Raw genomic sequence first — 24,476 nt, forward strand, 5'->3', positions numbered from 1 at the left:
CGTAGCGGGTGGTTTAAAGCTGGCCGCTGCGCGGCCAGCGGACTAAAGTCTTGAATTTGGTGGCTCGGCAAAGCCGAGCCCTTATATGGGGAGGCCGGAGCTAAAGCTCCGGCCTCACTAACTTTCCTATTAGATTAAGTGAGCGATCGAGGAATCGCACTCCCCTCCTCTGCCGAGTTACCGCAGGGCCTGCCCTGAAGTTACTTTTCAGAACACTCCGCAGGACGCAAGAAACCCCCGCCGCACGAAGTGCGCAGCGGGGGTTTCTTGCATGTCCGAGGACGTTCTGAAAAGTAACTTCAGGGCGGGCCCGGACGATAACAACCGGCTACAAGTCGATGTGCGATTCCTTGATCGGGAACGGCTCCGCGAAGTGGCAGGCGCAGCAGTGGCCCGGTGCGACTTCCTTAAACTCGGGAAGCTTCTCAGAGCAGATGCCCTGCGCGATCGGGCAGCGCGTGTGGAAACGGCAGCCGGTCGGCGGATCCAGCGGCGACGGCGGGTCGCCAGCGAGGATGATGCGCTTGCGGGTCTTCTGGATATCAGGATCGGGAACCGGCACGGCAGACAGCAGCGACTGCGTGTACGGATGGTGAGGCTCGCTGTAGAGCGTCTTCCAGTCCGAAACCTCGACCATCTTACCCAGATACATAACGGCAACGCGATCGGAGATGTGCTGCACGACGGACAAGTCGTGGGCGATAAACAGATATGCGGTACCGAACTTGTCCTGGAGCTCCTTCAGTAGGTTCAGAACCTGGGCCTGAATGGACACATCCAGAGCGGAAACCGGCTCGTCGCAGATAATCAGCTTGGGCTTCAGCGCAAAAGCGCGGGCAATGCCGACACGCTGACGCTGACCGCCGGAGAACTCATGCGGATAGCGGTTGATGTGCTCGGGGTTCAGTCCAACGACGTCGAGAAGCTCGCGGACGCGCTCAATGCGCTCCTCCTTGGTACCCACGCCATGAATGGTCATGGGCTCGGAGACGATCTCGCCGATGGTCATGCGGGGATTCAGCGAAGCATAGGGATCCTGGAAGATAAACTGCATCTCGCGACGCATGTCCTTGATCTCATGCTTGCTCATCTCGGCAACATCTTTACCCTGGAAGAACACCTTACCGGCGGTCGGCTTGGTCAGGCGCATGATGGTACGGCCCGTGGTGGACTTACCGCAACCAGACTCGCCAACTAGGCCAAAGGTCTCGCCAGGATAAATCTCAAAAGAGATGTCGTTTACAGCAGAGACGACGCGCTTGGAAAAACGCTTGGCGAACATGCCGGACTCAGCGGGGAACTCCTTAGAGAGGTGCTCGACCTTCAGCAGCGGAGTACGCTCGTTGGTATCTGCCATTACGCCTCGCCTCCCTTCTTGGAATCCATGCGCGTACGGGACGTCTCAGGAGCGTTCTTGAGGAACTCGGGGTCACCGGAATAGTGGCACGCAGAATAGTGACCGGACTCGGTGACAACACGCTCGGGGCGCTGCTTGCGGCACTTATCGGTTGCATAAGGGCAACGAGGCGAGAACACGCAGCCCTCGGGCAGGTTCATTAGCGAAGGCGGATTGCCGTGAATCGGCGTAAGCGGCTTCTTCTCATCGATGGCCTGCTCCGGGATGGAGCGGATAAGGCCCCAGGTGTAGGGGTGGCGGCTCTCGTAGAAGATTTCCTCGGCAGTACCGAACTCGACGGGACGGCCGGCGTACATAACCATGATCTTGTCGGCCATATCAGCGACAACACCCAGGTCATGGGTAATCATGATGATGGCGTTGCCGTTCTTCTCCTGCATTTCCTGCATAAGCTCAATAATCTGAGCCTGGATGGTAACGTCCAGGGCAGTCGTGGGCTCATCGGCAATCAGAATATCGGGATCGCAGGCAAGAGCCATGGCAATCATGACGCGCTGACGCATACCGCCAGAGAACTGGTGCGGATACTCATTGACGCGCTTCTCGGGTTCAGGAATGCCAACGAGGTCCAAAAGCTCGGTGGCGCGCTTGAGCGCCTCCTGCTTGGAGTAACCGCGATGCAGACGAAGGCCCTCGCCCACCTGCTTGCCGATCTTATAGACCGGGTTCAAGGAGGTCATAGGATCCTGGAAGATCATCGCGATATCGTTACCGCGAATGTGCTGCATCTCTTCCTCGGTCATCTCAAGGATAGAACGACCGCGATAGCGAACGTCGCCGCCCTCAATCTTTCCCGGAGGCATCGAGATAAGACCCATGATGGTCATGGCGGTCACGGACTTGCCAGAGCCGGACTCGCCGACGACGCCCAGGGTCTCGCCGCGATCGAGCGTGTAGGAGACACCGTCGACAGCGCGAACAATGCCATCCTCGGTGTGGAAATACATCTTAAGGTCATCGACCTCGAGCAGATGCTGGCCCTCGGGAACCGGCTGGTCCTTCAGGTCCACATAGTTCTTGTTCTTCTTCATCCTTATGCGTCCTTCATCTTGACGTCGAGGGCGTCGCGCAGACCGTCACCCAGCAGGGTGAAGGCGAGCACCGTCGAGAGAATTGCCAGACCGGGCATGATCATCATCCAGGGAGCGGTCAGAAGATACTGCTGACCGTCCTGAATCATGGAGCCCCACGAAGGCGTAGGCGGAATAACGCCCATGCCGAGGAAGGACAGAGCGGACTCGGTCAGAATGGCGCCACCAATGTTCATGGTCGCGTAGACCACGATGGAGGCGACGGAGTTCGGGAAGATGTGACGCACGACGATACGAGCATCGGATGCACCCATCGCGCGTGCAGCGTCAACATAGTCGTTTTCCTTGACCGTCAAGATTGCAGAGCGGAAGACGCGCGCAATCGAAGGCCAGCCGAGAATACCGATGGCGATAAAGACGTTCTGAAGACCACGGCCGATAACGGCGATCATGGCGACAACGAACAGCACGTACGGGAACGCCAGGAAGATGTCCGCACAGCGCATGATGATCGTATCCCAGATGCCGCCGTAGAAACCCGCCAGAGCACCCATGACCAGACCGATCAGCGTGGAGATCGCGGTGGCCATAATGCCGACGGACAGCGAAACACGTGCACCGTAGATAACGCGGACGAGAATGTCACGACCTAGGGCGTCGGTGCCAAACGGGTGCTCGGCACACGGAGCCAGCAGCGACGTCTGAGCCATGGTGGTCGAGTCGGAAGCCGTCGGCGAACCGAGCCAGGGCTTAGCCCACAGATCTGCGGTCAGGGCAACCACAACGACGATGATGATCCAGCAGACACCGATAACGGCGAGCTTGTTCTTACGGAGACGCTTAAAAGCGTCGCCCCACAGCGTGCGGGACTTGGCGGGAGCAGATGCGGCCTTGGTGGCGGTAGCCTGCTCCTGAGACTGAGAATCAGTTTCCTGCATGAGACGTACCTCCCTTAGGCCTTATCCGACGGACCGCCAAGGCGGATGCGCGGGTCGAGGAATGCATAGCTAATGTCGACGAGCAGGTTGATCACCATGACGACGACGACGATGAGCGTAACGCCGCCCATAACGATGGGCCAGTCACGCATGCTAATGGCGCGATAGACCTCATAGCCGATACCGGGCCAGTTAAAGACCGTCTCGGTCAGGATGGCGCCCGAAAGCATGCCGCCAAAGTCGACACCAATATAGGTAACGACGGGGATGAGTGCATTCTTAAGCGCATGCTTGATGATGATCGCGCGATTGGAGAGACCCTTGGCCTTTGCCGTACGGATGTAATCCTGGTTCATGACGTCAAGCAGCTGCGAACGCATAATGCGGGCGGCATAAGCGGTCGAAACCGAAGCCAGCGTAATGGTCGGAAGCACATAGTGCATCCAATCCTGATACTGAGAGCTGGAACCGCCGGCACCCGAGATCGGCATGGAGAATGCACCGCCCGTGGCGTCCTTGAGAATGACGCCAAAGAACAGCTGCAGCAACATACCGAGCCAGAAAGCCGGGACGGCAACGAGAATCGACGTGGTGAGCGTTACCAAAATATCCCAGAAGGAATAACGCTTAACCGCCGAAATGATACCCGCACCGATACCCATGATTGCCTCGAGCACGATGGCGCACGCGGCAAGTTTGACCGTATACGGATACTTCTGGGCAAAGATTTCCGTAACCGGCAGCTTGCGCTGATACGAATTGCCCAGATCGCCATGAAGCAGGCCGTTCATGTAATACAAGTAACGGTCCACGAGCGACGTTTGAACGGGGTCGCCGTTCTCGTCAAGGATCGCGTTGCCGTCCTCGTCCGACTGGACCAGGTGATAGCGGACGCGAAGCTGAAGCTCCACCTCGGGGGACAGAGCCTTGTCTCCACCGATCAGCTTGATCGGATCTCCCGGCACGATATTCTGGAGGGCGAACAGAATCAGCGTAACGCCCAAAAACACCGGGATGAACTGAAGCACACGTTTAACGATGTACTTACCCATACCACTCCCCTATCTAGGGATTAACCTAAATGGGATGCCGATCGCCAGACCGGCATCCCAAAATTACCATCAGCCAGTTTACCCCAGGTTAGGGAGAACTGTATGTTTCCCATGAGGTCTACGTAAATACTTGACCCTCACGGAAGCTGCAAACTCTTAGGCGAGCTCAGCGGTACCCAGCTCGGCATGCTTCTGCGGATCGACATAGAGGTGCTTGATGCGATCGGAGCCGACGATGGTGTGCGTGTAGAACATAATCGGGATGACCGGGCAGTCGGCAGCGACCATTGCGTCGGCCTCCTGCATCTTAGCGACGCGCTCCTCGTCGTCAACAATAGTACGAGCCTCGTCGACCTTGGCGTCGAACTCGGGGTTGTTGTAACCGGAGCGGTTATCGCCACCGAGGGAGTCGGAGTGGAACAGCGGATACAGGAAGTTGTCCATGATCGGGTAGTCGGCAATCCAACCCAGACGACCGAACTGATAGTTAAAGTTCTGATACTGCTCGAGCAGGGCAGACCACTCAGGGGTATCGGAGACAGCGGTAACGCCAACCTTGGCGAGGTCGCCGATGATGGACTCCATGATCTCCTTGTGACCGCCGTCCTGGTTGTAGGAAAGGGTCACGCTAATGCCACGATCCCCGTTAGCGCCAGCGGGAGCAACCTTGTCGAGGTACTCGTTAGCCTTGTCGACATCGTAGGCGCAGAACTCCCATGCGCCCTCCTTGTAGCCATCGATGCCCGGAGGAACAATGCCGTCGGCAGGGGTACGGGTACCCTTATAGATGGTCTTGCAGATGGCCTCACGGTTGATGGCCAGGGAGATGCCCCTGCGCAGGTCGGCGTTGTTGAACGGCTCGGCCGTGGTGTTGCAGGTCAGATAGTACGTGGAAGGCTCGGCGCCGAGCAGCATGCGCTCGCCGTCACCCATGGTGTAGCCGTCCTTGGACACGCCGCGATCCTTCTTGGCGGCATCGATCTGAGCGACGGGAACGTCGCAGACATCGAGGTTACCGGCCTGGAACTCCTTGTAAGCAGTCTCCATGTCCTTGATGACCTGGAAGTGGATGCCATCGATCTTGGCCTTGTCGCCATAGTAATCGTCGAACTTCTTGAGGTTGATCTCCTGACCATCCTCCCACTTGCCGTCCATCATGAACGGGCCGTTACCGACCGGTGCAAGATAGAAGCTCTTGACATCGGACTCGGCGCACTCGGGAACCGGGGCCAGAGCCGGGTGAGAGGCGACGAAGGGGAAGTCGGCGTAAGCGGAAGACAGCTTGACGACGAGGGTCTCATCGTCGGGGCAAGTAACACCGCTGAGCTCGGTAGCGTTACCGGCAAGCAGGTCGTCATAGCCCTCGACCATAGAAAGGTGATAGGAGACCTCGGAAGGGCCGTACTCGGTAGCGATGGCCGACTTGGTGTTGACCAGACGCTCCCAACCGAGCTTGAAGGACTTGGAGGTAACGTCGTCACCGTTGTGGAACTTGGCCTTCTTGATCTTGAAGGTGAACTCGGTGGCGTCGTCGTTGGCCTCAAAGGACTCGCAAGCCAGCGGAACGATCTCGCCCTTCTCGGCGTCATAAGAGGTCAGAGCATCAAAGAGCTGGTACTCGACCTGAGTGCCCTGGTCCTCCTGGACGTTATAGGGGTCGATGCAGACCGGGTTGTTGATGTAGAAGTTCAGCGTCGAACCGGACTCAGAACCGGAAGCGTCGCCGCCCTTCTTGCCGCATGCGGCAAGAAAAGCCATGGAGCTCGCAGCAAGGGTACCGCCGACAAAGGCGCGACGACCCATAACGGGCTGGTGGAACATAGAATCAGCCATGCCATCCTCCTTATGAGATAGGACAAAGTAAGTTCGGTCGGGCAACGTCAAGACAGCCCAATCGAACCATTCAAACGCGGTCCGCCGTTTTGGCTGGTTATACAAAGCGGACCAACGTATTGCAATACAGTAGCGCATTTTATGCACGATTTGGGGCTAATTCCGGTTAACGGTCGAGATTTTCTTTAGTTGGGCGAAGTATATGAGGATATTTTGACTCTGTTACAAATATGTAAACAAAATGGGTCCCGCACTTGCGGGACCCTTTTCAAGTATTTATGCGGTTCGTGATTAGTAGCCCACGATGCCCTGCGGGAAGAAGAACATGCACAGCACGACGCACACGGCAAACACGACAGCCATGATGACGGTCAGGCGGTCAAGGTTCTGCTCCATAACGCCCGTGGCAGAGCTGGAGTTATACAGCGAGCTGGCAATCATATCCGAAACGCCGGTACCCTTACCGGAATGCATCAGGACGAGAATCGTCAGCGCCACGGCAGAAACAGCCCAAACGACAAACAGAAGAATCTGGAACGGACCCATAGATAAGCTCCTTAATAGAACAGTTCAAACTCCAGTACTGTACCACAATCCCCCGCTCTCCCCTACCTGCCACTCAAGGACGGGGTGGAAATGGCAGAAATACCAAAAAGGGGGTTGTCCGGTTGTGGACAACCCCCTTGCTAGAAAACGGTATTTGTTTTCTCTTAGGCCTCGGTGGCGAGCACGCGGCCCGTCATCTCGGCGGAAGGCTCCAGACCAGCCATGGTGAGCATAGTCGGGGCGATATCGGAAAGACGACCGTCCTCGATACCGGTGAGCTGTGCCTTCTCATCAACGATGATGAACGGCACGCGGTTGGTGGTGTGAGCCGTAAACGGATGCTTGGAACCGTCGGAAGCAACGTCAAACATGTGATCGGCGTTGCCGTGGTCGGCGGTAATCAGCGCAAAGCCGCCCTTGGCGAGAATCGCCGGGACAACCTTGGACAGGGCATCGTCAACAGCCTCGACAGCCTTAACGGCAGCGTCGAAGACACCGGTGTGGCCAACCATGTCGCAGTTCGCGAAGTTCACGATGTAGAAATCAGCGCGATCCTCGTTGATGGCGGCGACGAGCTTCTCGGTAACCTCGGGAGCGCTCATCTCGGGCTGCAGATCGTAGGTAGCAACCTTGGGGGAAGCGACGAGCACGCGCTCCTCGCCCTCCTTGGGCTCCTCGATGCCGCCGTTGAGGAAGAACGTCACGTGGGCGTACTTCTCGGTCTCGGCAGTGTGCAGCTGCTTCAGGCCATTGGCGGCGATAACGTCGGCCAGGACGTTCTCGGGGAATGTCTTGGGGAAGGCGACCTCGACGTCAAACGTCGGATCGTACTCAGTCATCGTCACAAAGTGCGAGAGCTTGATCTGCTCGCGCTCAAAGCCGTCGAACTCCTTGTCCGTGAACACGCGGGTCATCTGACGGGCGCGGTCGGGACGGAAGTTGAAGAAGATGGCCGCGTCGCCCTCGTGGATGCCCTCATTGTGGGCAGCGAAGGGCTCGACGAACTCGTCGCCGCGCGGATCCTTCTCGTAGTAGGCCTTGATGCCGGCAACGGGGTCGGTATCGGCATCGGACGCATTGACCATGACGTCGTAGGCACGCTGGATGCGCTCCCAACGGTTGTCGCGGTCCATCGCCCAATAACGACCCGAGACGGTGGCAACGCGAGCGTCGCAACCGGTCTCCTCGGAAATCTTGGCCAGGAAGGCGCAGAACTCGCTCATGTAGCCAGCACCGGACTGCGGGTCGACGTCGCGGCCATCCATGAAGGCGTGGACACGAACGGTCTTGACGCCATGCTCGGCAGCCATCTTGACCAGAGCCTCAACGTGGTTCATATGAGAATGAACACCGCCAGGGCTCATAAGGCCCATGAGGTGGAGAGTCTTGCCGTCAGCCTTGACATCGTCCATAGCCTTGACAAAAACCTCGTTCTTGGCGATGGAGCCGTCCTTGATGGCATTGTTGATGCGCGAAAGCTCCTGGAACACGATGCGGCCGGCACCGATGTTGAGGTGACCCACCTCGGAGTTGCCCATCTGGCCGTCGGGAAGGCCCACGTCCTCGCCCGAAGCGCCGAGCGTGGTGTGGGGGTACTTCTCGTACAGGCTATCAAGGAAGGGCGTCTTGGCAGCGGCGACGGCGTTCTCGCCATCGGCCGGAGCAAGGCCGCAACCATCCATGATGATCAGGAGTGCAGGAAGATGACGTTGTGCCATATGTCCTACTCGCCTGCCTTGACGACCATAGAGGCGAAGTCGGCAGCCTTGAGCGAAGCGCCGCCCACGAGGGCGCCGTCAACGTCGGGCTTGGCGACGAGCTCGGCGATGTTGCCGGGCTTGGCGGAACCGCCATACAGCACGCGGATGCCGTTGGCGAGCTCCTCGCCGAACATCTCCTTGAGGGTCTCACGGATAGCGCCGCAGACCTCCTGAGCGTCCTCGGCGGTAGCGGTCTTGCCTGTGCCGATGGCCCAGATGGGCTCGTAGGCGACGACGACCTGCTTGGGGCAGGTGATCTCAAGGCCAGCAAGGCCAGCCTTGACCTGGTTCACGACGTGCTCGACATAGGTGCCAGCCTCGCGGACCTCGAGGGACTCGCCGCAGCAGAAGACGGGAACAAGACCGGCGGAAACGAGAGCCTTAGCCTTCTTGTTCTGATCCTCGTCGGTCTCGTGGAAGTAGTCGCGACGCTCGGAGTGACCGATGATGCAGTAGGTGCAGCCAGCGGACTTGAGCATGTCGCAAGAAGACTCACCGGTGAAGGCACCCTTGGCCTCCCAGTACACGTTCTGTGCACCGAGGGCGATGGGGGCAGCCTGAATGCGGTCATGAACCGTGGTGATGTCGATGGTCGGAGGGCAGACGAGCACCTCGACGCCAGCCGGAACCTCGGGCAGAGCCTGAGCCAGCTCGTCGGCGAGCTTGGCGGCCTCGGCGACGTCGTTGTTCATCTTCCAGTTACCAGCGATAAGAAGGGTGCGATTAGGCATCGAGAAGCGCCTCCACTCCGGGCAGGGCCTTACCCTCGACGAGCTCCATGGAAGCGCCACCACCGGTGGAGATCCAGCTCATCTTGTCGGCCAGGTTGAACTTGTTGACAGCTGCGACAGAGTCACCACCGCCGATGATCGAGGTGCAGTCAGCCTCGGCGAGAGCCTCGGCGATAGCCTGGGTGCCGTGAGCAAAGTTGTCAAACTCGAAGACGCCCATGGGGCCGTTCCAGAACACGGTCTTGGCGCCCTTGACAGCCTCGGCATAGAGCTCCTCGGTCTTGGGACCGATGTCCATACCCTCACGATCGTCGGGGATAGCGTCGGAAGCAACAACCTCGGGGACAGCGTCCTCGCCAAAGTGATCGGCAACACGGTTGTCGATGGGGAGTAGGATCTTGACACCCTTCTCCTCGGCCTTCTTGAGCATCTCGCCGGCGCGCTCGACCCAGTCCTCTTCCTTGAGGGACTGACCAACGGACAGGCCCTGAGCCAGGAAGAAGGTGTAGGCCATACCGCCACCGATGATCAGGGTGTCAGCGGAGTCGATGAGGTGATCGAGAACGCCGATCTTGGAGGAAACCTTGGAACCGCCGACGATGGCGACGAAGGGGCGCTCGGGCTCGGCGAAGATGCCGGTCAGCGTGTCGACCTCCTTCTCGAGCAAGAAGCCGGCGACGGCAGGCAGGTAAGCGGCGGGGCCCACGACGGAACCCTGGGCGCGGTGAGCGGTGCCGAAGGCATCGAGAACGAAGACGTCACCATAGGAAGCGAGCTTCTTGGCGATCTCGGGATCGTTCTTCTTCTCACGCTTGTCAAAACGGACGTTCTCGAGAACGAGGACCTTACCCGGCTCGACGGCGGCGACAGCCTCAGCAGCCTTCTCGCCGTAGGTGTCAGCGACAAAGGCAACGTCGAGACCAGAGAGCTCAGCGAGCTTCTTGGCGACGGGCTCGAGGGACAGCTCGGGCTGGAAGCCGGTGCCCTCGGGACGGCCGAGGTGGCTCATGAGGATGACGCGAGCGTTGTGCTCAACGAGGTAGTTGATGGTGGGCAGGGCAGCCTTGATACGGGTGGTGTCGCCAACGACGCCATCCTTGATAGGCACGTTAAAGTCAACGCGGACGAGAACGCGCTTTCCGTCGACATCGATGTCGCGGACGGTCTTCTTGGTAAAGGCCATGTTTGCTTCTACCTTTCGTACGTGTCTGCCTCCCATTACGGCAGACGATTTCTTATAAAAAGGGCGCGACCCTAGGGTGTAAGCCCTATAAGGCCGCGCCCTTCTTTAGACGCTCAACGAGCTATTCGCTAAAAGCTAAATTAAGCAACGAACTTCTCGAAGTACTTGATGGTGCGGACCATCTGAGAGGTGTAGGAGTTCTCGTTGTCGTACCAAGAGGTGACCTGAACGAGGGTCTGGCCGTTGCCGAGGTCAGAGCACATGGTCTGAGTGGCGTCGAAGATGGAGCCGTGGGTCTCGCCGACGATGTCGCGGGAGACGATCTGGTCCTCGTTGTAGGCGAAGGTCTCGGGGATGGTCTCAGCGTAGGCCTTCATGGCAGCGTTGACCTCGTCGACGGTGACCTTCTTGTCAACGACGGCGTAGAGGTTGGTCAGCGAGCCGGTCGGCGTCGGGACGCGCTGGGCGGCACCGATGAGCTTGCCGTTGAGCTCGGGGAGAACCAGGCCGATGGCCTTGGCAGCGCCCGTGGTGTTCGGGACGATGTTCTCGGAGCAGGCGCGGGAGCGACGGAAGTTGCCCTTGCGCTGCGGGCCGTCGAGCGGCATCTGGTCGCCGGTGAAGGCGTGGATGGTGGTCATGATGCCGGACACGATGGGAGCGAAGTCGTTCAGACCCTTGGCCATCGGGGCGAGGCAGTTGGTGGTGCAGGAAGCAGCGGAGATGATGTTGTCCTCAGCGGTCAGCGTCTCATGGTTGACGTTGTACACGATGGTGGGCAGATCGCTGCCGGCCGGAGCGGAGATGACGACCTTCTTGGCGCCAGCGTTGATGTGGGCCTGAGCCTTAGCCTTGCTGGTGTAGAAGCCGGTGCACTCGAGAACGACGTCGACGTCAAGGTCGCCCCAAGGCAGGTTGTTAGCGTCGGCCTCCTTGTAGATCTTGATCTCCTTGCCGTCAACGGTGATGGAATCCTCGCCAGCAACGACCTCGTGATCGCGAGCGTAGTTGCCCTGCGTGGAGTCGTACTTCAGCAGGTAAGCGAGCATATCGGGAGAGGTGAGGTCGTTGATAGCGACGATCTCGGAGCCCTCATGACCGAACATCTGACGGAAAGCCAGACGACCGATGCGACCGAAGCCGTTAATAGCAACCTTTACTGCCATTGTGTCTCCTTTCGTAAGGCCCCCGCGAGCTACAGCGCCCGCCGTTGAGGCCCACAAACTAACCACTCGCCTAATATACCTTTTTTTTGACTTGAATTTCACGAGAATGCTCGAAATTGAAAATCAAATTTACGTTAAAACGTTTTAAAGAATAAAATAGCAGCTAAATCCGTATATAAGTCGATACTTCAAACTACCTGTTTGCTTCAATGAGCTTTTCAAGCCTCAAAACGCGATGGTACAGGGCAGACTTCGACAAGGGAGGGTCAGCCATCTCGCCCAGATCGCGCAGCGACAGATCGGGATAGCGCTCGCGCAGGTCGCAAAAGACTGCCAAGGCGTCCGGAAGCGTGTCGCGCAAACCCCGCTGTTCGAGCTCATCGATCAACGCAAGCTGATGCTGGGCGGCACCCGCACTTCTGGTCTGATTGGCCAGTTCGGCATTCACGCGACGGTTTACGTCGTTCTTAACCAATTTGACCGCGCGCGCCTCCTCAATCTCGGCAACGCTGCGCTTGGCACCAATCAGCTTTAGGAGCTGCTCGATCTCCTCGGCGCTCTTAATGTAGACAGCAAAGGATCCGCGCCGCGCGTTAACGCGCGCATGGACCCCAATCTGCTCCAATAGATCGCAAAGTCCCCGAGCATACTGCTCGCCCTGCACCGCGATCTCCAAATGAAAGTCGCCGCGGGGATCGGCCACGAAACCGCCGGCGATGAGCGCGCCGCGGATGTAGGCAAGCCTGCAGCAGGGACGGGCAACGATGTGCCGGGGAACACCAGCGACGAGCCCTCCCCTGCGGTCGAGAATGCCCAGCAGCACCAGAGCCTTGTCCAGGTCGGGCTGATCGGGCAGGGTAATGAGATAGTTACGGACCTTATGCAAGACCGATTTACGAACGGTGAATTCCGTTTTGAGCTTAAGGATGCGATGCGTCAGTGTGATCATCGTGCGCGCGACGGCACCCGTCTCGGTCGCGACCGTCAAACGATACCGCCCGGAGCCGGCCAGCGAAAGTGTACCGCTCACACGCGTCAGGGCGGCAAGCGTCGACAAATCGCAGTATTCACATTCGGGTTCGCAGCGCGCGAGCTCGTCACGCACCTCGGCGGTAAACGACATGCAGGCCTATGCTTTCGTGTTGGCGCGCGACAGGTCGCGATGGGAAATGCTCACGTGATATTGGGCGCCTTCCAAATAACGTGCCGTGGCCTCGGCGATGGCAACGCTGCGGTGTTGACCGCCCGTACAGCCGATGGCGATAGAAAGCTGCGGCTTGCCCTCCGCGATATAGCCCGGCATCACCGTATCGAGCAGCTGCGTCCAGGCCTTCCAGAACTCCTGGGTCTTGGGATGGTCCAAAACAAAATCGGAGACCTTTTTATCGAGACCGGTCATGGTGCGCATCTCGGGATCGTAGAACGGATTGGGCAGGAAGCGGACGTCGATCATAATGTCCGCCTCGACGGGCATGCCGTGCTTAAAGCCAAACGAGAACACGTGAACGTCCATGAGCTGCTGGTCGGACAACTCGGAGAACGCCATGCGCAATTTATTGCGCAGAGCAGAAGTGCGCAAGCGGCTCGTATCGATAATCATGTCAGCTCGGTCGCGAACGCCCTGCAGCTGCAGGCGCTCGCGCTGAATCGCATCGGCCGTAGTCTCCCCCGGCTTGGCAATGGGATGGCGGCGGCGGTTTTCGCTATAACGACGGATCAGCACCTCGTCAGAGGCCTCGAGAAACACGATGTCACAGCTCATCTCGCGCTCCTCGAGCGCGGCAACGGCATCGAGCAGCTCATCGAACAAGCCCTGGCTGCGCAGGTCGCAGGTGACGGCAAGATGCCTGCCCACGCCCGTATTGATGCCGACGAGTTCGGCAAGCTGGGCGATCAGACGCGGAGGCAAGTTGTCGATGCAAAAATAGCCCATGTCCTCGAACACATGCATGGCCTGCGTTCGGCCCGATCCGGACATTCCGGTGATGATGACGATATCGGGGATGCGCTCCGAGCGCTCCGCCGCATCCATGGCATCTCCCTTTTGCATGTGTGCCTCCTAAAACAAGCGCGGGACCCGGCCAGCGGATCCCGCGCGATCAATTGCCTTTATTGAGTATACCGCCCCAAGCGGATACGAGGCCTGTCTTACGCCTCAAGCGCAGCCTTGAACCAACTTGTAATACTCGTGGGGTGCGTGATGGCGGTGCCGACGACAACGGCCCAGGCGCCCGCATCAATCGCGGCGCGGGCCTCCTCGGGCGTGTGCACGCGGCCCTCGCAGATGATGGGAAGACCGGGGAATTCCTCGGTCGCCTGACGCAGAAGCGGCAGATCGGGGCCATCGGCCATGGTGCAGTCGATAGCGGCAACACCATGAGAAAGCGTGGTGGACACCAGGTCGAAGCCCATGTCGACAGCACGACGAATATCCTCGATGGTGGCACAGTCGGCCATCAGGAGCACGCCCTCCTCGTGCAGCGGGCGGAAGGTATCCTCGACCGACTTGCCATCGGGACGTGGGCGATCGGTGGCGTCAATCGCCACGATATCGGCACCCGCAGCAACGCAGGCGCGAGCGTGGCGCAGCGTCGGCGTGATGTAAACGCCCTCGTGCCCATCCTTCCACAGGCCGATAACAGGAACCTCACAGCGACCCTTAATGGCGGCAATGTCGGCAAGGCCCTGGCAGCGAATGGCGGCGGCACCGCCGAGCTCGCAAGCGCGAGACATTTGAGCCATGGTCTCGGGCGTACGAAGCGGCTCGCCCATATACGCCTGAACGCTCACGACGAGCTTGCCCTTCAGGGATTGAATCAAAGGATCTACGGTCATGTTCGACTCAACCTTTCTAAAAACAGCCTTCTGAGACACCGCACCTTGACGTTCAAACCGTCGCTCACGTACCGAAGTACGCTTCGCTCCTCTTTCACGTCAATCTGCGGCACCTCAGAAGGCGCACTTGGTAGTTATGTTTACTTCAACGATGCAAGAAGGTGTTCGGCGGCACCGATGAGTGGAGCATCACCCTCCAGAGAACCGATAAGGATCGGCGTGTCCTGAAGCGGATCGAGCGCCTGGCTGGCATAGCCCTCGTGCACCGAATCCTTCCACGTCTGCGAACGCCAATCGGGACCTTGGTGAATCACGCCGCCCGAAAGCACGATGACCTCAGGGTCCAGAATGTTAGCGAGCGAGCCCAAGCTGGCACCCAGCGCAAAGCCGGCGTCATGGATGACCTCGGTCGCCTTTGCGTCGCCCGCACGGCACAGGTCGTTCACGTCGCGACCGACCGAAGGACGGCTGGGGTCGACGCGACCGAAGCGCTCATCGTACATACGACCAATGGAAGTGCCCGAAGCAACCGACTCCAGATGGCCAGAACGTCCGCAGGCGCAGGGAATGCCAGCGGCAGCCGAGCACTCGATGTGGCCCATATGACCGGCAGCACCATGGAAGCCCTGCATCACGCGGCCGTTCTCGACATATGCGCCGCCGATGCCCGTACCGATGCCCAGACACAAGACGGAGAACTTGCCCTTGCCGACGCCCCAGTGGGCCTCGCCCAGAGCATGAGCCTGCACGTCGCCCACCACGGCAACGGGAAGACCAAGGTCTTCGCGCAGACGCGGCCCCAACTGAACGCCGGACCAGCCGGGCATGATCTCGTTGGCATACGCGATGGCGCCCGTCTTGGGATCGACGACGCCTGCGGCACCGATACCGACACCGAGGACCTCGACATCGGGATTCGCCTCAAGAGCGGCCTTGATGGACGCCTCGATACGTTGGAAGACGGCCTCGCCGCCCTCCTGGGCCTCGGTAGGAACCTCGGCCTCAAATACGGGATGGGGCGCACTGCCGTCAGCCGGGTACTCCATGATGGCGGTCGCGATCTTAGTTCCGCCGATATCGACAGAGCAGACGTACTTGTTCTCCATGTCGTTCTCCTTCGGAGACAAAACAACTACAGGAAATGAAGGCGGTGTTATCGCCGCAGCATGATAAAGGTTTCCCAGGTGCCCGAGGTTGGGGTGAAAGTGGTCGGGCGTTGACCTAATGGGTCACGCCCGACCACTTGAGCCCCAAGATCGAGTGCCTGGGGAAGCTTTACAGGAGACCGTTGTCCTGGAGGACCTTCTTAATCGCCTCGACGTTCTCGCCAGTCATGGCCTTCACCGGGCGCGGCATGGTCGGGCTGTCGAAGATACCCATGAGGTTCATAGCGGTCTTGAAGGCGCCGACGCCACCGGCATAGCCCTGGACGCCCGAGGTGACATCCCAGATGTGGGAAATCTCGTTGAGGCGATCCTGCTCGGCCTTGACGGTAGCCCAGTCGCCGGCCTGAGCGGCCTTCCACTGACGCACGTAGCCCTCGGGCTCAACGTTGGCGAGACCCGGGACGGAACCGTCGGCGCCGCCGAGGTAAGCACCGTCGACGACGACCTCGTGACCGGTGAGGATGCTCATCGGGTGGCCGTTCTTCTCGTTCTCCTGAACGAGGTAGCGGAACGAGATGTCATCACCCGAGGAATCCTTGACGCCGGCCAGGACGCCCTCGGCGCCGAGCTTGGCAAGGAGCTTCCAAGGGAGCTTGGTGTGGACGCACACGGGGATGTCGTAGGCGAAGATGGGCAGGTCGAGTTCCTCGTGCAGGATGCGGAAGTGCTCCTCGACCTCGGTCATGCCCTGCAGGGCATAGAACGGGCAGGTGGCGACAAGCGCATCGGCGCCCAGCTCCTGAGCGACCTTGCCGTGCTCGATCATGCGCTCGGTCTCGGTGTCGATGATGCCGACCAGAACAGGCACACGGTGATCAACGATGCGCACGGCCTCGGCGACAATCTGGCGACGGCGCTCGTCGGTGGAGAAGACGACCTCGCCCGAGGATCCCAGGAAGAACAGGCCATCGACGCCGGCATCGATCATACGGTTGATGCTGCGCTCAAAGGAGGCAACATCAAGCTGGTGGTCTTCGGTATCGGGAACAACGACGGGAGGGATAACGCCGGTGAATTTCTGAGTTGCCACAAGAATCTCCTTAGTTGTCTGGCGGGCGGCCCTATGCCACCCACTCTTGTTGGCAGTGTCCAGGCCGTCTAGGCCAAAGAAAACGGGTAGAACGTTTGGTTAAAGAAGTCGACGACTTCGTTTTCGAACGCATTGATGCGCTCGTGAGCGTATTTGGCATAAATGATATGCCTTCGGTCACACTCAAGACCGTTGAATACGGCAAACTGACCCTTGGGATCGCTCACGGCGTCCATAAGCGATGTGCCCATGAGCACCGATCCGTGCACCCGAGACGACAGAGCCTCGAGGCCACCGGGGATTGGATTGGCAACCGCCGTGCAGGCAAGGCCTCGCTCGTCCAAGGCGGAAACCGCCAGCGCAACACCGCCGCCAAGGCCCTCGCCCCACGCAAAAATGCGATCGGGGTCCACGCCATCAAGATTACGCGCGACCTTCGCCAACGCGCAGCCCCAACGAACGCGCCTGACAAAAGCAGGCGAGGTAATCCCCTGCTGCAGATCGCTGAGTCCAATCGCCTCATCGTCCAGTGCAAGCACGGCATATCCCATGGCGGCAAATCTCGTCATGTGATGCCAGCCGCGCACAGGCCGATCGATGTCGTGGAACATCAGGCACAGCGGCACGCGCTCAGATACTCGGGCACGACCAACAGGCTCAATCAAACGAGCGTGGACCGCATCGTCACCGAGCTTAAAGGAAACCTCCGAGTAACGGGCGCAGGGGTTAACAAAGTCAATTGCCGTAATGGCCAGGCCTTGAATCTCAAGATTCGAAGCGCATGTCTCTAAATCAGAAACATCTGCTTGGACATCACCGTGCCAGTCCCGATATTCTGCGAGCCTTGACGAAACCGTTCCAGGAATTCCCACGAGCCCGGGGACTATCAGCTCGTCAACATTGCTCTCGCACTTAGACATGAGCCTCCCCTCCCTCACAGAAAAACGGAATGATCAGATCGTCAAAATCCTGAATCTCCTCGTGGCCAAAGCCTTCAAAGAACTCATGACGCTTGTCGCAGGACAGGTTGTTGTACACCGCAAACTGCGTTGCCGGCGGACAGACGATATCGGCCGTGCCCGTGCCAAACAGCACGGGGCACTTGACCATGGGGGCAAAATTCTTGGAATCGAAGTACGCCAGCTTGGCATAGGCTTCCTCGATACGAGTCGAGTCCTCGTCAAACCAACGCGACCAATAGCGCAGACCCTCGTAGGCAATATCGTCGGCGTCCAGATCCCAAACCAGGCGGAAGTCCGACAGGAAGGGATAGAGGATGGCGGCGCGATTGATAAGCTCGCTGTTAAGCGCGCAGGTCGCAATGCCCAAACCGCCGCCCTGCGATGCGCCGTTCACATACACGCGGGTAAGATCGATGCCCTCGAGCTCGCGAACGATACGGCACAGAATGCGGATATCCTGATGTAGGCGGACATAGTAGAGGTTGGCCGGGTCGCCGTCGATACCGGCGACGATATGGCCCGCGACCGTCGTGCCCTCAAATCCACCAATGTCCTCGGAGGGGCCTCCTTGGCCAGGACAATCGAGAGCAATGAGCACCATGCCCATGCCCGCAAACGACGCCTGCTCAAACCAGCTGCGGCTCGCACCCGGATATCCATGGAACTGAAGTACCAATGGCACGGGCTCGTCCGAGACGGGTTTAAGGCACTTGGCATGCAGGCGCGCGCCACACATGCCGGTATACCAGAGGTCGAAAAACCGACAGGTTGCGGAATCCGCAACCGAAGCCGCCTCAATCGCGTAGTCGAGCTCAACGGCGTCGGCCTCGGCCATGCGGTCCTTCCAAAAGAGATCGAAATCCGATGGACGGGGCATAGCGCCTCGATATTCACCAAATTGCTGTTGTAGCTCCTGAGCACTTGGCATGGCTCGTGAACCCAACCTTTCGAAATCGCAACGGAGGTGCGCCCGGCAAGGGAACCGGGCGCACGGGAGGGAAAGCGAGGCTACTCGCCGAGCTTGGGATGCAGCAGCGACGGCGCAGCGCCGAGCAGCATCTTGGTGTAGGGGTCCTGAGGTTGCTGGAAGACCTGCTTGGCCTCGCCCTGCTCGACGATCTTGCCGCCATTCATAACGATGATGTCGTCAGAGATATAGCGGACCGTCTGGATGTCATGGCTGATGAACACCATGGCCAGGCCGAGCTCCTTCTTAAGGTCGGTCAGCAGGTTCAGAATCTGCGCGCGGACCGAAACGTCCAGAGCCGAGGTGGGCTCGTCGGCGATGATGGCATCGGGGTTCAGCGACAGGGCACGGGCAATTGCGACGCGCTGGCGCTGGCCGCCCGAAAGCTGGCCGGGAAGAACCTCGGCGGCGGAGCTGGGCAGACCGGTGAGCTCCAAGAGCTCCTTGACGCGCTTCTCCTGCTCGGCCTCGGTACCCAGGTTGTGGACGCGCATGGGGTCGAGCAGTTGCTCGCGAACGACCATGCGGGGGTTGAGCGCCGTGGCTGGGTTCTGGAACACGACCGAGATGACGCGGCCCATGTGGCGACGGTCCTCGGCGGTACGCTTGGTAACGTCCTTGCCCTTAAAGTAGACCTTGCCGCTCGTGGGGGCCTGCAGGCCGCACATGACGTTAGCGGTGGTGGACTTTCCGCAACCGGACTCGCCGACGATGCCGATGGTCTGTCCGGGCATGAGCTTAATCGTTACACCCTGGACGGCGTGAACCAGGTTGGGGTGCAGAATCGAGCCGGTACGGGTCCTAAAGGTGACGTGGACGTCATCAAGGAAGATGATCGGCTCGACGCCGTTGACTGCGGTCTCGCTCATCTACATCACCTCCGCGTGAGGGGTCAAACCATTTGCCTTGAGCACCTCGTCGGGGAGCTCGGAATAGAAGTGCTCGGTGCCGGGCACGCGCTTGAAGACCGGACGGGTGTCCAGGCCAATGCGCGGATGGCTCGAGCGGGGCGCGAAGCGATCGCCCTTGGGGAAATCGCGCGGGCTCGGAACGGCGCCGGGCACCTGGTGCAGGCGGCCCGAACCGCTCTCGATGGACAGGACGGAACCCAGAAGGCCGCGGGTGTACTCGTGAATCGGGTTGGTGAGCAGCTCCTTGGTGGGCGCCTGCTCGATAACCTGACCGGCGTACATAACCGTGATGTTATGGGCAACCTCGGCGACCAGCGCCAGGTCATGCGAAACGAAGATCATGGCAAAGCCGAGCTTGGCCTGAAGGTCGTTAAGCAGCTTGATGACCTGCTTCTGGACGGTAACGTCCAGAGCGGTCGTGGGCTCGTCGCAGATGACCAGCTTGGGGTCGCGGGTAAGGGCCATAGCGATCAGAACGCGCTGACGCTGACCACCGGAAAGCTCATGCGGATAGCTCTCGAGCGTACGCTTGGGGTCGAGGCCCACGAGCTCCAGGAGCTCCTCGGCGCTACGGGTGCCGCCACGCTTGGTGAGCTGCTTCATCTGGGCGGAAATGAGCATGGAGGGGTTGAGCGAGGACAGGGCGTCCTGATAGACCATGGCGATATCGGTACCGCGCAGGCCGAACCACTCCTTCTTGCTCATCTTGAGCAGGTCGCGGCCCTCCCAGAGAACCTCACCGGAAAGATGCTCGTCATCGTCGGTCAGGCCCATGATGGCCAGCGTGGTGATGGACTTACCGCAGCCGGACTCGCCTACCAGGCCCATGGTCTGGCCGGGACGGACGTCAAAGTTAACGTGGTCGACGACGTTGATGTCACCGTGGTGCTCAAACTGGATGCAGAAATCGCGGACCGAAAGGATCGGCTCAACGGACTCATCGGGCACATGGCGGTCGTTACGCTTGAGTTCGACATCACGCAGGGCGCCAAGACGGGCGGACAGGGACTGAGCCTGCTCCTTGTAGGCGCGAACGGGGTCGGAGACCAGCAGGTCGGCCTCGCGGCGCTTTGAGGAGTCGGTCGGATCCAGGGCGGCGGAGGGAGCAGCGGCCATGGCGTCGGTAATGCCCTCGGAGAGGATGTTGAGTGCCAGGCAGGTGATCATGATGGCCAGGCCCGGGAACAGCGCCTGCCACCAACGGCCAGCGAGCACGCCACCGCGAGCGTCGGCGAGGATGTTGCCCCAGGTAGCGGTGGGCTCCTGGATACCAGCGCCGATGAAGGTCAGCGAGGCCTCGAAGATGATGGCGTCGGCGACCAGGGTAACGGTGAAAACCATGATCGGGGCGATGCAGTTGCGCAGGACGTGCTTGATCAAAATCCACGGAGCCTTGGCGCCGGAAACGATGACCGCGCGGACATAGTCCTCGCCGTACTCGGACACGATGTTGGCGCGCACGATACGGGCAATCTGCGGAGTGTACATAAAGCCGATGGCGAAGATGATCGACGGCACGGAATTGCCCAGGATGGAGACGAAGACGGCAGCGAGGGCAATGCCCGGGATGGACATGATGATGTCCAGGATGCGCATGATCGCCTCGGAAACGGACTTGCGCGAAACCGCCGCGAGGGCGCCCACGACCGAGCCGCAGACCAGAGCCATGGCAGTGGCGCCAAAGCCGATGATCAGCGAGTAACGGCCACCGTAGAGCATACGCGACAGAATGTCGCGGCCCTTATCGTCGGTACCGAAGATAAATCCATTGCCGGGAGCCTGGCGAGCCGTAAAGATCTCGACCGGGCTATAGGGGGCAAGAAGGGGCGCCAGAATCGCGGTCAAGGCGACCAGCACCAGCACAACGGCGGCAATCTTAGAAGACAGCGTCATCTTCTTCCAGCCACCGAGCTTGAGCCCCTTGGAGGCAGCTTTCTCGAGCTGCTCGGTTTGCTTCTCTCGAATCTTTACCATAATCTACACCGTCCTGATGCGCGGGTTGATGAGCAGGTAGAGCATGTCAACCACGATGTTGATGATGATGAAGGCAAGAGCAACGACGATGACGACGCCCTGAACCAGGTTCGCCTCGTTGCCCTGAACGCCCTGCAGGATCGCAGTACCCATGCCGGGGAGGTTGAAGATGACCTCGATGACGACAGCACCGCCCATAAGGTAACCGATCTTAAGACCGAGGGTGGTGACCGGGGTGATCAGCGCGTTGCGCAAGACGTTGATGCCGACGACGACCTTCTCGGGAACGCCGGCGCCGCGAGCCATACGGACATAGTCCTTATCGAGCTCCTCGACCATGGCCGTACGCACGATACGAGTCATCTGACCTGTCAGCGGGAATGCCAGAGCGATAGCGGGCATGATCATACGTCCCAGATAGCCAGCCGGGTTGGTGGTGAAGTGAGGTAGAGCACCGGACGCCGGAAGCACCTTAAGGTAGGAAGAGAACAGCAGAATCAACAGAACGGCAAGCCAGAACGACGGGGTTGCCAAGCCGGCGATGGAGAAGACGCGGATCACTTGGTCCGGCCATTTATCGCGATACAGTGCCGCGATGACGCCGAGCAAAAACGAGACGACCGCGCCGATGGCAAGACCGATGAAGGTCAGCTGCATCGTGACGGGCAGGGCCGTGGAAATGCGCTTGGCAACGGAGTTGCGAGCAGCACCATAGGTGCCCATGTCACCATGGATCAGATCGCCCATGTAGCGCACGTAGCGCACGGGCCAGGGGTCGTCCAGACCATACTTCTCATGGTACTCGGCAACCGCCTCGGGCGAGGCACCGTCACCCAACGCCGTATAGGCGGGGTCGGTCTTGGAGAACGACATAAGGAAGAACACCAGGACGGTGACGCCCAATGCCATGATCGGCAGCGCCACGAGACGCCTTCCAATCAAACGTAGAAAGTTGTTCACGTTCTCTCCCCTTTCTTTTGTCGGTAGGACCAACTGGTATATGAGTATGGATACTCATTACAAGACCCGAGCGACATCGAGGCCGCCCGGGTCTTTGTTTCAACTATGAGGACGTTGCCTTACGACCGACGCCCTACATATGACTCAAGCGAGTCTTAGGCCTTGACGGTCGCGACGCCCCTGAAGGACATGCTCGTCGTGCCGATGCCCTTGAAGCCATCGAGGGCCTCGCCGTTGGGCGCGGTGGACGGATCGTCCCAGGAAGCGGAGACGGTCTTGACGTGGACAACGGGGTACAGAACAGCGTTGTCGGCGATGATGTCGAAGCACTCGTTCCACTTCTTCTGCTGCTCGTCGCCCTCGGCGGCAAGAGCCTCGTCCATGAGACCGTGGAGCTTCTCCCACTCAGCGGACTCCTTCCACGGGCAACGGGTCTGCATCCAGACGTTGTCGCCGTACCACCAGTTGAGCAGCAGGTCGGGGTCAGCGCCGAAGCAGGACGGATCGCCAGGGGCAAGGAGGATATCGTAGGCCTCGCCGCCGTCGATGGCAGCGTAGGTGGCCGGCGAGGTATCGGTCTGGATGGTCACATCGAAGCCGAGAGCGTCGAGGTCGTTCTTGACCTGAGCGGCCATGCCCTTGATCTGCTCGTTGTCGGTAGTGCGCAGGGTGATGGCGCCCGGGGTGATGCCAGACTCCTCAATGAGCTTCTTGGCCTTCTTGGCGTCAGTCTTGTACACCGTGGAAGCCTCATGATAGTTGGTGAAGCTCTTGGGCAGGTAGCAGCTGGCAGCGGTGGCAAGGCCGGCGAAGGTGTTGGTGATCATCTTCTCGGTGTCGAGCGCGTACATGACGGCCTGACGGACCTTGACGTTGTTCCAAGGCTCCTTGGCGACGTTGAACATGATGAAGCGGGTGCCAAAGCCCTGGACGTTATCGATCTTGCAGCCGGCGCTCTCGAGCTGGTCGACGGCGTCAGCGGTGACGAGCTCCATAACGAGCGTGGAGCCCTCCTGCTGAGCGGTAACGCGAGCGGTGGGGTCGGTCAGGATGCTGTACTGGATCTTCTTATCCTCGGCAGCATACTCACCGTTGTACTCGGGGTTGGGAACCAGGGTGATCTCGGTATCGGAGATAGAGTCGTACATCCAGGGGCCCGAACCGATCGGCTGCTTGGCGCGATCCTCCTCGGACTGGGTAGCCGGGGTAACGCGGATGATGGCCAGACGATCCTTGAGCAGGGAGAAGTTGGGGACCTTGGTCTTGACCGTTACGGTGCTGGCGTCCTTGGCCTCGATGGACTCGAAGGGCTGGAAGAACGGAGCATAGGTAGCGGAAGCAGCGCAAGCGGTGTAGGAGGCAACAACGTCGTCAGCAGTGACCTCGGTACCATCGGAGAACTTGGCGCCCTTGCGGATGGTGACCTCGAAAGTGGTGTCGTCCACAGACTTGGGATCGTCGGTGGCGAGCTCGTTGAAGGTGCTGTAGTCGTGGTAATCGATGCCGTAGAGGCCCTCGACGACGTGCCAGTTAGCACCCAGGCCCACAGCGGAGCCGGTGCTGGCGGGATCGAAGCTGGACGGAGCGTAAGCGGAACCAGCGGTGATCACGCCGCCGCCACGGTTGGCGGAATCGGTGGAGCCGGAAGCGGAACCCTCGTCGCTAGAGCTGCCACCGCAGCCAGTGAGACCAAGGCCGGCGACAGCAGCGACGCTGCCGGTGAGGCCGAGGAACGAACGCCTGGACATACCCTTGTTGATGATGGCCATGTCTTCTCCTATCAATAGAGAATCTTACTCGGGAGCACCTAGACTTGCCCCCGCGCAACTTGCGGACGATATATACCTTACCTACCGACGAACCCAACTGAGGTGCCGCGCTCGGCGACCGATACATACATACGCTTGAACGGTATTTACTACCGTTCACCGAATTCATTGACAAATGATTCGCCAGACAGTATGTATCGACGAGGTGAGATATCAGTCTTCGTCAACCCGCAGGATAGCAGGGT

General features: G+C 59.6%; 21 protein-coding genes. All 21 read right to left on the minus strand.

Translation table 11 applies throughout. The annotated features are described in order from the left end of the window. Positions 1–328: 328 nt before the first annotated feature. The 21 genes from FGQ61_RS06770 to FGQ61_RS06870 all read right to left on the minus strand — a co-directional run bounded on the left by FGQ61_RS06770 (position 329) and on the right by FGQ61_RS06870 (position 24,231). Entirely contained in the window at positions 329–1,357 is a 1,029-nt protein-coding gene (locus tag FGQ61_RS06770; protein ID WP_022094888.1) for an ABC transporter ATP-binding protein, read from the minus strand. Further along, a complete protein-coding gene (locus FGQ61_RS06775; protein ID WP_138375019.1) occupies positions 1,357–2,448 on the minus strand; it encodes an ABC transporter ATP-binding protein in 1,092 nt (363 codons plus the stop codon). Before FGQ61_RS06775 ends, FGQ61_RS06770 begins: the two co-directional genes overlap by 1 nt. A 2-nt stretch (positions 2,449–2,450) precedes the next feature. Continuing rightward, positions 2,451–3,386 (minus strand): ABC transporter permease, encoded by a 936-nt coding sequence (locus FGQ61_RS06780; protein ID WP_022094886.1) that lies wholly within the window; start codon positions 3,384–3,386, stop codon positions 2,451–2,453. Between the two features lie 14 nt (positions 3,387–3,400). Next, positions 3,401–4,438, minus strand: coding sequence for an ABC transporter permease (locus tag FGQ61_RS06785; protein WP_117877270.1), 1,038 nt, complete (start codon positions 4,436–4,438; stop codon positions 3,401–3,403). 156 nt (positions 4,439–4,594) lie between these two features. Next, on the minus strand, positions 4,595–6,271 hold the full coding sequence (locus FGQ61_RS06790; protein ID WP_138375020.1) for a peptide ABC transporter substrate-binding protein: 1,677 nt from the start codon (positions 6,269–6,271) through the stop codon (positions 4,595–4,597). Positions 6,272–6,562: 291 nt separating this feature from the next. Then, positions 6,563–6,817, minus strand: a complete 255-nt coding sequence (gene secG / locus FGQ61_RS06795; RefSeq protein WP_006236144.1) for a preprotein translocase subunit SecG — start codon at positions 6,815–6,817, stop codon at positions 6,563–6,565. A 164-nt stretch (positions 6,818–6,981) separates the two neighbouring features. Continuing rightward, positions 6,982–8,535, minus strand: a complete 1,554-nt coding sequence (gpmI, locus tag FGQ61_RS06800; RefSeq protein WP_035138883.1) for a 2,3-bisphosphoglycerate-independent phosphoglycerate mutase — start codon at positions 8,533–8,535, stop codon at positions 6,982–6,984. A 5-nt stretch (positions 8,536–8,540) separates the two neighbouring features. Then, positions 8,541–9,308 carry a triose-phosphate isomerase gene (tpiA, locus tag FGQ61_RS06805; RefSeq protein ID WP_035138884.1) on the minus strand — a complete coding sequence of 256 codons (768 nt, stop codon included), beginning with the start codon at positions 9,306–9,308 and terminating at the stop codon, positions 8,541–8,543. Next, entirely contained in the window at positions 9,301–10,491 is a 1,191-nt protein-coding gene (locus FGQ61_RS06810) for a phosphoglycerate kinase (RefSeq protein ID WP_035138885.1), read from the minus strand. The genes tpiA and FGQ61_RS06810 overlap by 8 nt, the downstream gene beginning before the upstream one ends. Before the next feature lie 140 nt (positions 10,492–10,631). Then, entirely contained in the window at positions 10,632–11,657 is a 1,026-nt protein-coding gene (gene gap, locus FGQ61_RS06815) for a type I glyceraldehyde-3-phosphate dehydrogenase (RefSeq protein WP_055286941.1), read from the minus strand. A gap of 193 nt (positions 11,658–11,850) precedes the next feature. Then, positions 11,851–12,780 (minus strand): DNA-binding protein WhiA, encoded by a 930-nt coding sequence (gene whiA / locus FGQ61_RS06820; protein ID WP_138375021.1) that lies wholly within the window; start codon positions 12,778–12,780, stop codon positions 11,851–11,853. Between the two features lie 6 nt (positions 12,781–12,786). Further along, positions 12,787–13,707, minus strand: a complete 921-nt coding sequence (gene rapZ / locus FGQ61_RS06825) for an RNase adapter RapZ (protein WP_022094878.1) — start codon at positions 13,705–13,707, stop codon at positions 12,787–12,789. 98 nt (positions 13,708–13,805) lie between these two features. Further along, positions 13,806–14,492 (minus strand): N-acetylmannosamine-6-phosphate 2-epimerase, encoded by a 687-nt coding sequence (locus FGQ61_RS06830; RefSeq protein WP_006236154.1) that lies wholly within the window; start codon positions 14,490–14,492, stop codon positions 13,806–13,808. Between the two features lie 140 nt (positions 14,493–14,632). Next, on the minus strand, positions 14,633–15,598 hold the full coding sequence (locus tag FGQ61_RS06835; RefSeq protein WP_138375022.1) for an ROK family protein: 966 nt from the start codon (positions 15,596–15,598) through the stop codon (positions 14,633–14,635). A 169-nt stretch (positions 15,599–15,767) separates the two neighbouring features. Beyond that, on the minus strand, positions 15,768–16,688 hold the full coding sequence (locus tag FGQ61_RS06840; protein WP_138375023.1) for a dihydrodipicolinate synthase family protein: 921 nt from the start codon (positions 16,686–16,688) through the stop codon (positions 15,768–15,770). Positions 16,689–16,756: 68 nt separating this feature from the next. Beyond that, a complete protein-coding gene (locus FGQ61_RS06845; RefSeq protein ID WP_138375024.1) occupies positions 16,757–17,608 on the minus strand; it encodes an acetylxylan esterase in 852 nt (283 codons plus the stop codon). Continuing rightward, entirely contained in the window at positions 17,601–18,578 is a 978-nt protein-coding gene (locus tag FGQ61_RS06850) for an acetylxylan esterase (RefSeq protein ID WP_138375025.1), read from the minus strand. Before FGQ61_RS06850 ends, FGQ61_RS06845 begins: the two co-directional genes overlap by 8 nt. An 80-nt stretch (positions 18,579–18,658) precedes the next feature. After that, positions 18,659–19,486 (minus strand): ABC transporter ATP-binding protein, encoded by an 828-nt coding sequence (locus tag FGQ61_RS06855; RefSeq protein ID WP_138375026.1) that lies wholly within the window; start codon positions 19,484–19,486, stop codon positions 18,659–18,661. After that, a complete protein-coding gene (locus FGQ61_RS06860; RefSeq protein WP_022094872.1) occupies positions 19,487–21,502 on the minus strand; it encodes a dipeptide/oligopeptide/nickel ABC transporter permease/ATP-binding protein in 2,016 nt (671 codons plus the stop codon). It lies immediately after the preceding gene. A gap of 3 nt (positions 21,503–21,505) precedes the next feature. Then, a complete protein-coding gene (locus FGQ61_RS06865) occupies positions 21,506–22,462 on the minus strand; it encodes an ABC transporter permease (RefSeq protein ID WP_022094871.1) in 957 nt (318 codons plus the stop codon). A 155-nt stretch (positions 22,463–22,617) separates the two neighbouring features. Continuing rightward, on the minus strand, positions 22,618–24,231 hold the full coding sequence (locus tag FGQ61_RS06870; protein ID WP_138375027.1) for an ABC transporter substrate-binding protein: 1,614 nt from the start codon (positions 24,229–24,231) through the stop codon (positions 22,618–22,620). Positions 24,232–24,476 lie beyond the last annotated feature (245 nt).

The organism is Collinsella aerofaciens, assembly GCF_005844325.1.
GTDB classification, from domain to species: Bacteria; Actinomycetota; Coriobacteriia; order Coriobacteriales; family Coriobacteriaceae; genus Collinsella; species Collinsella aerofaciens_G.

Bases quoted from the DNA above. Each gene is read 5' to 3' on its own strand.
- FGQ61_RS06770 (WP_022094888.1), bottom strand. From the start codon at position 1,357: ATGGCAGATACCAACGAGCGTACTCCGCTGCTGAAGGTCGAGCACCTC.
- FGQ61_RS06775 (WP_138375019.1), bottom strand. From the start codon at position 2,448: ATGAAGAAGAACAAGAACTATGTGGACCTGAAGGACCAGCCGGTTCCC.
- FGQ61_RS06780 (WP_022094886.1), bottom strand. From the start codon at position 3,386: ATGCAGGAAACTGATTCTCAGTCTCAGGAGCAGGCTACCGCCACCAAG.
- FGQ61_RS06785 (WP_117877270.1), bottom strand. From the start codon at position 4,438: ATGGGTAAGTACATCGTTAAACGTGTGCTTCAGTTCATCCCGGTGTTT.
- FGQ61_RS06790 (WP_138375020.1), bottom strand. From the start codon at position 6,271: ATGGCTGATTCTATGTTCCACCAGCCCGTTATGGGTCGTCGCGCCTTT.
- secG (WP_006236144.1), bottom strand. From the start codon at position 6,817: ATGGGTCCGTTCCAGATTCTTCTGTTTGTCGTTTGGGCTGTTTCTGCC.
- gpmI (WP_035138883.1), bottom strand. From the start codon at position 8,535: ATGGCACAACGTCATCTTCCTGCACTCCTGATCATCATGGATGGTTGC.
- tpiA (WP_035138884.1), bottom strand. From the start codon at position 9,308: ATGCCTAATCGCACCCTTCTTATCGCTGGTAACTGGAAGATGAACAAC.
- FGQ61_RS06810 (WP_035138885.1), bottom strand. From the start codon at position 10,491: ATGGCCTTTACCAAGAAGACCGTCCGCGACATCGATGTCGACGGAAAG.
- gap (WP_055286941.1), bottom strand. From the start codon at position 11,657: ATGGCAGTAAAGGTTGCTATTAACGGCTTCGGTCGCATCGGTCGTCTG.
- whiA (WP_138375021.1), bottom strand. From the start codon at position 12,780: ATGTCGTTTACCGCCGAGGTGCGTGACGAGCTCGCGCGCTGCGAACCC.
- rapZ (WP_022094878.1), bottom strand. From the start codon at position 13,707: ATGCAAAAGGGAGATGCCATGGATGCGGCGGAGCGCTCGGAGCGCATC.
- FGQ61_RS06830 (WP_006236154.1), bottom strand. From the start codon at position 14,492: ATGACCGTAGATCCTTTGATTCAATCCCTGAAGGGCAAGCTCGTCGTG.
- FGQ61_RS06835 (WP_138375022.1), bottom strand. From the start codon at position 15,598: ATGGAGAACAAGTACGTCTGCTCTGTCGATATCGGCGGAACTAAGATC.
- FGQ61_RS06845 (WP_138375024.1), bottom strand. From the start codon at position 17,608: ATGTCTAAGTGCGAGAGCAATGTTGACGAGCTGATAGTCCCCGGGCTC.
- FGQ61_RS06850 (WP_138375025.1), bottom strand. From the start codon at position 18,578: ATGCCAAGTGCTCAGGAGCTACAACAGCAATTTGGTGAATATCGAGGC.
- FGQ61_RS06855 (WP_138375026.1), bottom strand. From the start codon at position 19,486: ATGAGCGAGACCGCAGTCAACGGCGTCGAGCCGATCATCTTCCTTGAT.
- FGQ61_RS06860 (WP_022094872.1), bottom strand. From the start codon at position 21,502: ATGGTAAAGATTCGAGAGAAGCAAACCGAGCAGCTCGAGAAAGCTGCC.
- FGQ61_RS06870 (WP_138375027.1), bottom strand. From the start codon at position 24,231: ATGGCCATCATCAACAAGGGTATGTCCAGGCGTTCGTTCCTCGGCCTC.